This is a genomic window from Ruegeria sp. BG8 (genome assembly GCF_056538325.1).
The window spans coordinates 310,024-323,265 of the sequence record NZ_JBQFSZ010000005.1; the positions used below are offsets into that span (position 1 = coordinate 310,024).

General features: G+C 54.5%; 10 protein-coding genes. 7 read left to right on the top strand and 3 right to left on the bottom strand.

Annotated elements, in window-relative coordinates; translation table 11 throughout:
• Positions 1-7 precede the first annotated feature (7 nt).
• From ACR0DG_RS12755 to ACR0DG_RS12765, 3 genes are all read right to left on the bottom strand, one after another.
• The gene (locus ACR0DG_RS12755) at positions 8-1,264 is read right to left on the bottom strand and encodes a HupE/UreJ family protein (protein ID WP_480696771.1); all 1,257 of its coding nucleotides are present in this window, start codon (positions 1,262-1,264) and stop codon (positions 8-10) included.
• A complete protein-coding gene (locus tag ACR0DG_RS12760; RefSeq protein WP_480707173.1) occupies positions 1,254-2,375 on the bottom strand; it encodes an acyl-CoA dehydrogenase family protein in 1,122 nt (373 codons plus the stop codon). Before ACR0DG_RS12760 ends, ACR0DG_RS12755 begins: the two co-directional genes overlap by 11 nt.
• Before the next feature lie 182 nt (positions 2,376-2,557).
• Positions 2,558-3,874 (bottom strand): nucleotide disphospho-sugar-binding domain-containing protein, encoded by a 1,317-nt coding sequence (locus ACR0DG_RS12765; RefSeq protein WP_480696767.1) that lies wholly within the window; start codon positions 3,872-3,874, stop codon positions 2,558-2,560.
• A 294-nt stretch (positions 3,875-4,168) separates the two neighbouring features.
• Here ACR0DG_RS12765 and ACR0DG_RS12770 point away from each other — a divergent pair, with 294 nt between their 5' ends.
• The 7 genes from ACR0DG_RS12770 to ACR0DG_RS12800 all read left to right on the top strand — a co-directional run bounded on the left by ACR0DG_RS12770 (position 4,169) and on the right by ACR0DG_RS12800 (position 13,216).
• Positions 4,169-5,347, top strand: a complete 1,179-nt coding sequence (locus tag ACR0DG_RS12770) for an acetyl-CoA C-acyltransferase (protein WP_480696766.1) — start codon at positions 4,169-4,171, stop codon at positions 5,345-5,347.
• 101 nt (positions 5,348-5,448) lie between these two features.
• A complete protein-coding gene (locus tag ACR0DG_RS12775; protein WP_480696764.1) occupies positions 5,449-6,954 on the top strand; it encodes a class I adenylate-forming enzyme family protein in 1,506 nt (501 codons plus the stop codon).
• Complete coding sequence (locus ACR0DG_RS12780) at positions 6,947-8,137, top strand: acetyl-CoA C-acyltransferase (RefSeq protein WP_480696762.1); 1,191 nt, start codon at positions 6,947-6,949, stop codon at positions 8,135-8,137. Before ACR0DG_RS12775 ends, ACR0DG_RS12780 begins: the two co-directional genes overlap by 8 nt.
• A gap of 20 nt (positions 8,138-8,157) precedes the next feature.
• Positions 8,158-8,883: an IclR family transcriptional regulator gene (locus tag ACR0DG_RS12785; protein WP_480696760.1), complete on the top strand. Its 726-nt coding sequence runs from the start codon at positions 8,158-8,160 to the stop codon at positions 8,881-8,883.
• A gap of 20 nt (positions 8,884-8,903) precedes the next feature.
• Positions 8,904-10,964: a 3-hydroxyacyl-CoA dehydrogenase NAD-binding domain-containing protein gene (locus ACR0DG_RS12790; RefSeq protein ID WP_480696758.1), complete on the top strand. Its 2,061-nt coding sequence runs from the start codon at positions 8,904-8,906 to the stop codon at positions 10,962-10,964.
• Between the two features lie 2 nt (positions 10,965-10,966).
• The gene (locus ACR0DG_RS12795) at positions 10,967-12,154 is read left to right on the top strand and encodes an acyl-CoA dehydrogenase family protein (RefSeq protein ID WP_480696756.1); all 1,188 of its coding nucleotides are present in this window, start codon (positions 10,967-10,969) and stop codon (positions 12,152-12,154) included.
• A gap of 3 nt (positions 12,155-12,157) precedes the next feature.
• Positions 12,158-13,216, top strand: a complete 1,059-nt coding sequence (locus ACR0DG_RS12800) for an acyl-CoA dehydrogenase family protein (RefSeq protein WP_480696755.1) — start codon at positions 12,158-12,160, stop codon at positions 13,214-13,216.
• The last annotated feature ends 26 nt before the right edge of the window (positions 13,217-13,242 follow it).

Consider the following 13,242-nt stretch of genomic DNA (forward strand, 5'->3'; position numbering starts at 1 on the left):
TTCCCCATCAGTTGGCAACCATTGCCACTGAGTTCCCAAACTCAGGGAACACGCCCACGGTGCGCTCATAGAACCAGAAGGCGGCGATAGCGATCAACGCGATCGAACCAAATTGCAGCCCGATCACCCGGTATGCCGTCAATCTGCGCAAGGCAAAGAAGACTGGGAATAGGACCATGACAATGGCCAATTGCCCAACTTCGACCCCGATATTGAAAGTAGCCAGCCCAAGCGCTTTGCGTGTTGGATCAAGGCCCAAAGGTTCAAGCACGTTGGCAAAGCCAAAGCCATGGAAAATACCAAACAGGAAGACAACCTTCCAGGAACTGGCGTGGAAACGTGGAATGAGGTTTCCGATTGCGACAACTGCAATCGAAATGGCAATGATCGCTTCGACCAGCGTTATGGGTAGGGTAATGACCTCGAAGGTCGCAAGGCACAGCGTGATCGTATGTGCGACTGTGAAAACTGTTACGATTTTGACCGTTTCACGTAGGCTGTCGCGGACGCTTTCCGCTGGCACCCAGCGCTGGTTTTCAATGCGCATGACTGCACCCAACAAGAGGGTCAGCAGGAACAGGACATGGTCAAAACCCAGCCAGATATGCCAGACCCCGTGCTCAAAAAAGGTCAAAGCGATGTCTTTTGTTGGCTCGTCGTTCAGGTACAGGTCTTTTTCGCCATCACCCGGAGAGAATATGAGCGAGATAAAGGACTCGTTTTCATCCATACCGTTGCGGGTGTTGCTGGCGATCAGGGCGTACCCACGATGCTGTGGGTCGATATCTGAGAACAGCCCGTCGTAGGACATCTTTATCGTGGTTGGCGTTTGGTCGATTCCAAGCACCTCAAAGTGAAATTGAGCAAAATCACCAACCTCGGTCGAGAAAAACGAAATGTCGTCAAAGGTCAGGTCATATCTTTCACCTTCGGACGACAACAACATGCGATCTTCAAAGTAGTCGAAAAACCTGGATTGCGTCGAGAGAACCTCTGCTTCCGTTAAAATCGTTTCTACCTCGGCTGCACCTTCTTTGATCCGCGTCAGGTCAGAAAGGGTGACTTCGATGCGACCGCTGAGACTGTCATCCGTCACATCGAAATAAACATAGCTTTCATTGAAGCTGTGCGCTTGGGCAGTCGTGGCAAACGTCATGAACACGACACCGATCCAGACAATACTACAGTGCAAGGCCCAAACGATCAGTTGCTTGGGCAAAGACGCGACAAAACATGGGTGTCTATCGATATGGTCAGCGTTCATTGGTTGGTTCTCCCACCTTTGGTGTTCTGGCGCGTTGCGCAATTTCCATTTTTGAAATGATCTGTCGTTGGATGTCAGAGGTGCCCGAATAAATCACACCGCCGACCGCGTCGTTCAGGTCCGCGCCAGACGTAGACCCAGCGATATAGGCGCGACCACCGAAGGTTCGCACCGCATCCATGCTGGAGCTGAGGAACGCCTCGGAAATATGCAGGTTAACCATGGCCGCAAACTGCGTCAGAGAGGCACCAGAGTCGTACATTTCAGCCGCGCGCAGCAGCATGAGTTCGCAGGTTTCAAGTCGCACCCGCATATCCGCCAATCGGTTGGTGACGGACTGGAACTGGTCGATTGGTTGACCGAATAGATTGCGCGACGCTGCAAAAGCGACACAGTCTTCCAACTGCCGTTTCATCGCACCAACTTGTGCCGTCAGAATGAAACAGCGTTCCCAATCAAGGGTTGCTTGGATGATTGATGCACCTGCGCCCTCGGGACCTATCCTGCGGTCTTGCGGGACCCAACAGTCTTGCAAGTCAAGCTGACCCATAGGAACCGCATTCAGACCAATCTTGGGGGTCACGGGGCGACGAATGAACCCTTTGTCGTCGGCATGAACAAGAAATGCGCTTAGACCCCAACGGCCTTTTTCCGGGGCTGTTCGGGCGAAAACAATAGCGACGTCACAGACGGGGCCCATTCCAACGAAGGTTTTGCTGCCGTTCAGAACGTAACCTTCATCGGCAGCCACTGCGCTCGTCTCAAGGGACAACGCATCCGATCCGGCAGTTGCCTCGGTCAAGGCAAATGCACTGAGGCAGTCGCCGGCCAACAATTTCGGCAAGTACCGCGCTTTCTGTTCGGATGTTCCAAATTGCATCAAAAGGTTCTGGACGGTCCAGATTTGCGAGATTGCACCCATCGCAAGGCCGCTGTCCGAACAGCCTTGGCCAAACTCCATCATGGTTTCGCAGAAAAATCTGGCAGTACTTTCCTGTCCACCAAATGCGCGAGGTGCGAACTGACTGAAAAGGCCAAAGCGCGCCAACTCTTTCCACGTTGAACGCAGGTTTTCTGCAGTCACATCGGGAAGCGAAGCCGCAAATTGCATGACTTCAGACGTGTCGCTGGTCTTTTGGGGTTGAGTGTACACTGTCGCATTTCAATTGTTCGTATTGCGTTCAATACGGTCGATCGTCGCGGCAGGATCAATAAAAAGTGAGTTTTTAGTGAAATTGGCCTTGGCTAACCAATTGATTAACTCAACTGTTTGAAGCGGCAGATCACCGTTTGTTATGGTGGCGCAGCAGCAAACAACCGGTCCAAAAAGGGTTCCAACCCGCAGTTGTTTCGCTCACGGCGAAGCGCTGTTTTCAACGTCTCACAATTGGCGCGTATGCTGCTGTCTGTGAGGATCGCGCTGATATCGGATTCTATCTTTTCAACGGAATCTAGCGGTGTTCCAGCGCGTCCGATGCCGTGATGTACCACTCTGGCAGCGCTTCCCCTTTGATCATTCACATGCGGATAGACCAGCAAAGGGGTGCTTGCGTCCACGGCTTCGACCAGCCCGCCTGTGCCGCCGTGCATGATCGCAAGGTCCGCGTGTTTCAGGATTTCCTGCTGCGGGACCCACGCCGCGATGCTGACATTCGCGTGAGTTTTCTCAGCCGCAAGCTCTTCCCAGTCTTGGCCAGCGGCAAACAAGAAATTCCACTCCGGATGTCGTCTTGCGACCTCAAGGATGTTTTTCACAAGTCCACGCTTGGCCTTCATCATTGATCCGAACCCAACAAAAATGCGGGGTGACTGAGATGGCGCTGCGCAGAAACGTGCAACCGTTTCTCGGTCGTAGTCCTTTTCCTGCCGGTTCTCCAAAATCATTGGGCCGAGGTATTCCATGTTGGCGTATTGCCGGGTGGGAAGGTCCAAAGCTTTAGGCAGCAAAAGCACTGTTGGGATTTTGTACGTCCAAGGCATCTGCCAGCAAATCCATCGCCGCAGCGTACTTAGCGGCACGTTGCGCCGCTGGGCCAGCTCTTCCAGAGCCGTCGGTACATCTGTGCCCGAACTTGATCTTCTGTTGCGTACAATCTTGAGTTTCTTCCAAACCAAGAACCGCGCCCAAAGGATCGCGACCCCCAGCTTGCTTCCGCGAAACCCATGTCCGGGAATTCCGCGTCGATTCAGCGGCGGTGCTTGCAAGCCGGGCGGGGATAAAAACATGTTAGTGAACTGGACTACAGGCTTTTTCAAGGAAAGCGCGACAAGGATATGCGCGTGTAATTCGCAATCAACAAAGATTGCGTTTGCGTCCGCCAAAGCCGAGTTCAAATCGTCGACACCTAACGCCGACACAGCAGCGGATTTGCGTTCTGTATTGGTCAGGCTATTCGCAAATTTTTCGGAAAGCAGGGGTTTGAATGCGTCCACCTTTGGGTCGGGGATGGTTTCGTGCACGAATTTGCAATGCGCGATTACATCTCCAGCGGACGCGGGCGCCAGTATTTTGATCTCATATCCCAACTCACGGCACTCAATAGCGAATTGCAGAGCAGAATTGAGCGGGCTGTTTATACCACTTGAGATGATTGCAAGACGTTTCGTCATCGAAAAATTTTAACACCCTGATCAACGAGGTGATACCGCTTTGGGCAATCCAGATTTGATTGTGCGCATGTGCTGTCACTCCGATATCTTCAGACCTATGGTGATGCGTTGTATCGTCAAGCTATTGAACTGTCGGCCACAAATGGTCGACTTACACTCGTGTTGCTTTGCGTTGAATTGTGAGGATCGACCGGGCTTGATATCTGGTTCATGCGCCTGTCAGAATTTGGGGACCGTGATTTGCCCGCAAATGGCATTGTGCGGCAAAGTCAAAGCAAAGGATAGGCACAAGCAATGAAACAGGCCGTTATCGTTTCCACAGCACGCACTGGGTTGGCTAAATCGTTTCGTGGCGGTTTCAATAACACACACGGTGCGACTTTGATGGGGCATTCCATTGAACACGCCGTTCAGCGCTCTGGACTTGCCCCTGAACTGATCGAGGACGCCTTTGTCGGATGTGGTTTTCCAGAAGGGACAACCGGTGCAAATATCGCGCGGCAATCCGTTCTAAGGGCCGGTTTGCCGACGACGGTCAGTGCGACAACGATCAACCGATTTTGCTCTTCGGGTTTGCAGGCGATCGCTATGGCATCGCACGCCATTGTTCAGGATGGCGTGCCAGCAGCGATTGCGGGTGGCGTTGAATCCATTTCGTTGCGCAATCAGAAATCTGGGCCCTATGACCGGGATCCCTGGTTGCTTGAGCACAAACCCGACATCTACCTGACGATGATTGAAACGGCGGATATCGTTGCGGCTCGGTACGGTATCTCGCGCGAGGCGCAAGACGAATTGGCATTGGAAAGCCAAAAGAGAACCGCCGCCGCGCAGGCACAGGGAAAACTGGATGCAGAGATAGCTCCGATGGAGGCGGTTCAGCTGCTCAAAGACAAAGAAACCGGTGAGGTTTCTGAAAAACGGGTCGTGGTTGACAGGGATGACTGCAATCGCCCGAACACCACGTTGGACGGATTGGCCGGTTTGGATCCTGTGCGTGGACCAGAACATTTTGTAACTGCTGGAAACGCGTCGCAATTGTCGGATGGGTCGTCGGCCTGTGTGGTTGTATCGTCAGAGCTGGCCGAGCGTGAAGGGTTAGAGCCTTTAGGTGCCTTCAAGGGCTTTGCTGTAGCCGGTTGTGAACCGGACGAGATGGGGATCGGGCCGGTTTTTGCCGTGCCCCGGTTGTTGGATAGGCATGGCCTCAAAGTAGAGGATATTGACCTTTGGGAGCTGAACGAGGCCTTTGCCTCTCAGGCTTTGTATTGTCGGACTCGGCTCGGGATTGACCTTGATATCTGCAACGTCAATGGGGGATCGATTTCGATCGGGCATCCTTTTGGGATGACGGGTGCGCGTATGGTAGGACATTTGTTGATCGAGGGGCGTCGCCGCGGGTCCAAATATGCTGTCGCGACGATGTGCATCGGAGGGGGGATGGGCGCTGCTGGCCTTTTCGAAATTTTCTAACAAAGCTCGCTTTCATTCCGCTATGCGGAACAAAGTGCCGCATATTGATCAGGCCAGAGCCTGACGCTACATTCACCTGGCACAGCATCTGAGGAGAATGCATGCGCCGTATCCACCAACTGATCGACGGGAAGAACCCGGCGGACTTGGCGATCGTCGATCATGACGAAACGCCTATCAGTTATAGTGATCTCCAAGAGGCAGTGAATACGGCGGCCAGGGCTTTGCGTGATTATGGCGTAAGACCCGGTGATCGCGTCATGATTTTGGCCGAGAATTGCGCAACTTACATCGTAACACTACTGGCGCTGAGCGTCTTGGACGCATGGATTGTTCCGCTGAATGCACGAGCGTCCGAGCTTGAGGTTGAAACCATTGCGGCACATTCGGAGGCATGCTGTGTCTTATGCACCCCGGATGTTTCGGAAAACGCAAGGAACCACGCGCAACGTTGGCATGCGGAACCGCTAAAAATGTCGGTTTTTGGTACGCTACTGGCATCACCTTTGCGCGCAGTAAAGCCCGAGCCTGTGCAGCCTGATGCGGATCAGGTGGCGGCTATTTTGTATACATCGGGAACAAGTGGCGCACCCAAAGGGGTTATGCTGACCCACGACAATCTGATTTTCATGGCCAATGCCTCTATGCGGCGTCGACAGGCTACACGCCATGATCAGTCTTTGGCTGTATTGCCAGGAACGCATATCTTTGGGTTTTCATCGATCATCCTGACCATGTTGCTGGCCGGAGGCAGCCTTCGCATTCAGCCTCGGTTTGATCCCGGTCTTGTCCTTGATGGGCTTAAACGGGGGGCGACGATGCTGTCCGGAGTTCCTCAGATGTTTGCCCTCATCCTGAAGTACTGCAAAGACAACGGTATCGACAATCTGAACACCGATCTACGTTACATGTCCTCTGGCGGGTCGCCCTTGGATCCCAACTGGAAGCAAGAAATCGAACGTATTTTTGGCCTGCCTATTCATAACGGTTATGGGATGACCGAAGCCTCACCCGGCATTGCCACCACCCAAATCCAAGCGCCCCCTTCGGATGATGCCGTTGGTCCTGCCTTGCCCGGGGTTGAGGTTCAGCTTGATGAACCCGGTTCGGATGGTGTGGGGGAATTGCTGGTTCGCGGCAGGAACGTGATGAAAGGCTATTACAAAGAGCCCGAAGCCACGGCGCAGGTGTTCACGCCAGATGGGTTTCTGCGCACCGGTGATCTGGCGCGGATCACGGCAGAGGGCTCTTTGTATATCGTGGGCCGGTGCAAAGAGGTGATTATCCATTCTGGTTTCAATGTGTACCCGCCTGAGATCGAGGCCGCATTGAATGCGCACTCAGCCATCACGCAGGCGGCGGTCGTGGGCCGCGCACGAGCTGGAAATGAAGATGTTCTGGCATTTGTAACACTCAGAACACCCGTTTCAGCGGTCGAACTTAGGGCGTTTCTCGCCGAAAAACTGGTTCGATACAAAATCCCCCATCATATCGTCATTGCCCAAGAACTGCCCGAAGCGGCGACCGGCAAAATCCTGAAACACAAGCTGGTCGAAACCTTTGCGGAGGAACTGGCGCAATTGGACAAAGAGGCTGAGAATGCTTGATGCTTACATATATGACGGGCTACGCAGCCCTTTTGGGCGCCACGGCGGTGCTTTGGCCTCGGTTCGGCCCGACGATCTGGCAGCCCAAGTCCTGGAAGCATTGGTTCAGCGTTCCGCCTTTGACGCGTCTGAGATCGAAGACGTCATTATGGGCAACGTTTGTCAGTCAGGCGAGGACAGCCGCAACGTCGCGCGCTACAGCAGTTTGCTGGCCGGTTTGCCCGTTTCAGTTGGCGGGCTGACCGTCAATCGATTGTGCGGATCAGGCATGTCGGCGGTGTTGGATGCGGCAAGGTCGGTCACGGTAGGCGAGGCTACAGTGTATGCGGCTGGCGGGGTCGAAAGCATGACGCGGGCACCGTTTACGATCGCAAAATCTGAAACCGCTTACGCGAGGCAATCCCAGATTTATGACAGCGCGATCGGAGCGCGGTTTCCTAACCCGCGCATTGCCGAAATGCATGGCGAATACCCAATGCCACAAACCGCTGATAATCTGGCAGAAGACTACCAGATCACGCGTGCGGCTTCGGATCAGTTCGCGTTTGCGTCTCAATCACGGTTCGAAGAGGCCCGAACGCGCGGTTTCTTTGAAGATGAGATTGTCGGCATCACAATCAAAGGGCGCAAGGGTACGACGCATCAGGTAACGCAGGATGAGCATCCGCGCCCTGATGTTCAGATGGATAAGATGGCCGCCCTCAGGCCCATTTTCCCCGATGGTGTTACCACGGCTGCCAATGCCTCGGGTGTGAATGATGGTGCTGCCATGCTGGTTGTCGGGGCCAAAACGGACCGTGCTGCCCCGCGTGCGCGGATATTGTCAGGGGCCGTTGCCGGTGTGCCACCGCGGATCATGGGGATCGGGCCGGCTTTTGCCGTCCCCAAAGCGTTGGAACGCGCCGGGCTAACTCTGGCCGATATGGACCTGATAGAAATCAACGAAGCCTTTACCGCGCAAGTTCTGGCCTGTTGCAAACATCTGGAGATTGACCCAGCCGACAGCCGCTTGAATCCCAATGGCGGAGCGATTGCCGTTGGGCACCCCCTTGGCGCGTCAGGTGCACGGATCGTATTGACGGCGATGCGGTATCTTGAGGAAACAGGCGGAAGATACGCCTGCCTGTCCATGTGTATCGGCGTCGGGCAGGGTATCGCCATGGTGCTGGAACGGGTGTCGTAACAGCGCAGATGGTTTTGCCTATGACGGATACAGACAGAGATCGCCGTTTCGCGTCTACCTTGGCCAAGGGTCTGCGCATCATGCAGGCATTCAAGCCGGATGATCAATCCTTGGGTAACCGAGAGCTGGCGCGCAGGACGGGGATGCCCCCATCGACCGTGTCCAGATTGACCTTTACTTTGACATCGATGGGATTTCTGGAACAGCAGCAACCCTCGGACAGCTATCGTCTTGGTCCTTCTGTCATGGCGTTGGGATATACTGCTCGCGCGGCCCTGTCTTTCTTGCCCGTGGCTGAGAACATTATGCAGAAACTGGCCGATGACACCGGTGTTCTGGTGGCGTTAACCATGCGAAACGGCGACTCAGTTATGTTGACGCGTTGCTGGCGGCCCCGAAATGCCTCCTCGCTGTGGCTGAGCGAGGGGCATAGAATTCGGATGGAAAACAGCGCGGCGGGTCGGGCCATCTTAGCGGCCGAAAGCGAAGGCCCAAGTGATACGGGCCAAATACAGGCCGATCGTGAACAATTGCAGTGCCTTGGTTTTGTGACCTCTTATGGTGGGTGGAACAGTTCGGTCAATGCGTGTGCGACCCCGTTCCGAAACGGGCCGGGATCTCAACCGTTTGCCTTTTTATGCGGGGCGAATGCCGCTGATCTGAACGCGGATCGGCTCGAAAACTCTGTAGGTCCGCAATTGCGTCAAACGGTGCAAACACTTTCGCTTAGCCTCGGTTTGGCATGACATTGAAACAGGAGAAGAAAATGATGGTTGTAAATGTTCGCAAGGAAGGTGCAGTCGCGCTGGTGAAAATTGACAACCCTCCTGTTAATGCGGCCGGTTATGACGTTCGGATTGGGCTGAAAGAGGCGCTGACCGACTTGGCCAATGACGCATCGATTCAGGTCATCGCGCTTTATGCTGCTGGTCGGACCTTTGTGGCCGGGGCCGATATTCGAGAGTTTGGGAAACCGCCCAAACAGCCAATGTTGCCCGAAGTCTGTGAGATACTTGAGGCCAGCCCGAAACCGGTCGTTTGCGTTTTGCATGGAACAACGCTGGGCGGCGGTCTGGAGATCGCGTTGAGCTGTCAGGCCAGGGTCGGGATCAATGGGCTGAAACTTGGTCTGCCCGAGGTTAACCTAGGCCTGTTACCCGGCGCAGGTGGAACGCAGCGGCTACCCCGGTTGGTCGATGGGCAAACCGCATTGACGATGATCACATCGGGCAAGCCAATCTCGGCCGAAGCCGCGTTGAAGGCCGGGCTCTTGGATGACCTGCAAGATGGTGAACCCGAAGCTGTCGCCCTTGCTGCGGGCCGACAGGTTGTCGCCGGGCAATTGCAAACGCGAGTGACCGCTAATTTGCAGAACCGAGTGAACGAAGAGGACCTTGAAAGTTTTCGCGCGAAAGCCCGGGGCGAGGTTACAGAACGCGCTCTGAAAGCAGCCGAAGCCAGCGCATTGTCGCTGGCCGAAGGTTTGCAGATTGAGCGCAACTTGTTTCTCGAAGCCCTGTCCAGCGATGCGCATAAGGGGTTGAAGCACGCGTTTTTCGCTGAACGTGCCGTTGCTCATATTCCAGAGGCTAAGTTCGAAGCGCGCGACCTGGAATCCGGCGGTGTGATCGGGGGTGGCACCATGGGGTCTGGCATTGCGACGGCCATGCTGCTTGCCGGGATGTCTATCGTTCTGATCGAAACGGCTGAAGAACGTGCCGAGTTTGCTTTCAAAACAGTTGCCGGAAACCTCGACGGAGCGGTCAAACGCGGTAAACTGACGGAACAGCAAAAAGAGGCCGCGCTGAGCCGTTTCAAGTGTAGCACTGATATTCAATCCCTGTCCGACGCGGATGTCGTTGTAGAGGCCGTGTTTGAAAGTATGGAGGTCAAGCAGGACGTCTTCGGTAAGTTGGACAAGGTTTGCAAACCCGGCGCGATTTTGGCCACGAATACTTCTTATCTGGATGTAAACGAAATAGCGTCAGCCACGAGCAGGCCACATGACGTGGTTGGACTGCATTTTTTCTCTCCGGCCCATGTCATGCGTTTGCTTGAGGTCGTAGTGGCGCGTGATACTGCACCAGAGGTTGTGGCGAGCAGTTTCAAACTTGCAAAGAAGCTAAGAAAGATTGCCGTTCGGTCCGAGGTCTGTGACGGTTTTATCGGGAACCGTATTTTGGCGCATTACCGCAAGTCGACGGCTTACATGCAACTGGATGGTGCGCCTTTTGAACAGATCGACCGCGCGTTGGAAGAGTTCGGATTTGCGATGGGCCCTTTCGCCGTTTCCGACTTGGCCGGGCAGGACATCGGTTGGGCCACAAGAAAACGGCAGGCCGACTTGCGGCCACCGCAGGAACGCTATGTCGAAATCGCCGACCGGGTGTGCGAACAGGGTTGGTTCGGGCGCAAAACGGGTAAGGGTTTCTACATCTACGACGGGAAAGACCGTCAGGTGAATCCAGCAATTGCGGATTTTGCTGCTGCCGAACGAGCCGAAAAGGGCATAACGGCTCGTGATTTTTCGAACACTGAGATCGTGGAACGTTACATGGCCGCGATGGTGTCCGAAGCGGCAAGAGTGGTTGAAGACAAGATCGCCTTGCGCCCGATTGACGTGGATGCGGTGTTCTTGTTTGGATACGGGTTTCCCCGCCATTGGGGAGGACCGCTGCAATACGCAGACATTGTCGGTTTGCCAGAGTTAGTGCGGCGTATTGAGCAATATGCCCAGGAAGACCCCCATTATTGGCAGGTCCCAGCAATATTGCGCGAACTGGCACAGTCAGGAAAATCGTTCGCTGATCTGAACGGGAACGGTTGATCATGGACCTGAGCTTTACACCCGAAGAAGAGGCTTTCCGCGAAGAAGTTCGCGCGTTTTTAGCAGAAAACCTATCGGCCGATCTGGCCTGCAAGGGACGCAACAACGAAGGTCTGACGAAACAGGAAATGGACGGCTGGCACGCCACTCTCAATGCGCAGGGGTGGCTGGCGATCACCTGGCCTAAGGAATACGGCGGAACCGGTTGGACAGCGGTTGAACGGCATATTTTTGAAGAAGAATGTGCATTGGCCAATGCACCGCGCACCGTCCCATTCGGTTTGAATATGTTGGGCCCGGTTCTAATGAAATTCGGCACGGATGCGCAAAAAGCTGAACTGCTGCCGCGCATTCTCGATGGTTCGGACTGGTGGTGTCAGGGGTATTCTGAACCGGGCGCAGGTTCAGATTTGGCCAGTTTGAAAACACGTGCTGAAAAGGACGGGGATTTCTACGTCATTAACGGTCAAAAGACATGGACCACGCTTGGCCAATACGCCAACAAGATTTTCTGTCTTGTGCGGACCTCGTCAGAAAGGAAACCGCAGGAAGGGATCAGCTTTGTTCTGGTCGATATGGATACGCCGGGTATAGATCTGCGCCCCATCAAGCTTTTGGAAGGCGGGCATGAGGTCAACGAGGTGTTCTTTACTGATTTGCGCGTACCTGTGGCAAACCTTGTCGGAGAGGAAAACCGCGGTTGGACGATTGCAAAATACCTGCTGACCTATGAGCGCACCAATATTGCGGGCGTTGGGTTCTCAGCGCGCGACCTTGATAAGTTGAAGGCATTGTCTCAACAACTGGTTCGCGGCGGCAAACCCTTGGCTCAGGATCCTTTGTTTGCTGCGGAAATAGCTGAAGTTGAGGTTGACCTGGAGGCTCTCAGGGTCACGAATCTGCGGATGTTGTCTGCAGCCAAAGCTGGCGCGGCATCAGGCACGCAAAGTTCGATGCTCAAGATCAAGGGCACGGTTATTCGACAAAGAATACAGCACCTGACCCGCTCGGCATTGGGGGCCGCTGCCGCTCCGTTTCAGGTCGAAGACCTGCCGGAAAATGCCCGAACTGTCCCAGAAGAAGCGGCACGTGCTGCGGCGGTTTATTTCAACAACCGAAAGCTTTCGATTTTTGGCGGTTCGAACGAAATCCAACGCAATATCATTGCAAAAGACCTGTTCGGAGGCTGATCAATGGACTTCAACCTCAGCGCTCACCGGCAGATGCTGTCTGATACGTTACGTCGGTATCTTGCGGAACAATACGACTTCGAAACGCGAAACGCTGTTGTGGCACAGGCCCCTTATCATTCCGGTCAGAAGTATCGGGAGTTGGCCGAACTTGGGATTATCGGTGCATTCGTGACCGAAGCCCAAGGTGGCTTTGGCGGTGATGGCTTTGATGTCACGACGGTGTTCGAGGAATTGGGACGCGGACTATGTCCCGAACCTATGCTGGCGGCGCTGTTGTCCGTCCGGTCTGTTGTTGGATGTGGCAATTCAGACTTAGCGGCAGATTTGATCGCCGGAGAAAAACGTTTCGCCTTCGCGGTCTTTGAACCCGAAGCGGACGACCTGCCTTTGATCCAAACAAGCGCTTCCAATGCCGGCGGTTCATGGGTTTTGAACGGTCGCAAAACCGTTGTGTACGGGCTGCCGGGCGCTGACGCGGCCCTCGTGGTCGCAAGAGTTGGGGAAGAGTTGGGTTTGTTTCTGGTCGATGCACCTGAGACCATTAACTACGCCATGATCGACGGCGGCGGGGGCGGAGAGCTTATTCTGGACAATACCAACGCTGAATGCCTTTCCCAAAATGCGACGCCTACGATCGAGGCCACGCTCACTGCAGGTTGCCTTGCCTTATGCGCCGAAGCCGTTGGTGTGATGGAAGTGCTGCTTGAGATGACGGTTGATTACCTGAAACAACGGCAACAATTCGGTCGTCCGATTGCAAGCTTTCAGGCCCTTCAACACCGTGTTGTGGACATGGCAATCGAGATTGAGCAATGCCGCTCGATTACGATCCTTGCGGGCAGCAAGCTCGACAGCCCCGCCGCTAAAAAATACACGTCCATGGCCAAGAACCTGATTGGTCGATCCGGAAAACTTATTGCCGAGGAAAGCATCCAATTGCATGGCGGGATCGGTATGACTTGGGAATATCCAGTTTCTCATTTTGCCAAGCGTTTGATCATGATCGACCATCAGCTTGGGGACCGCTACGCACATCTTAACCGTTTGACAGGTGTGTAAGGGCGGAACCAAGGATCGCCGGAAAC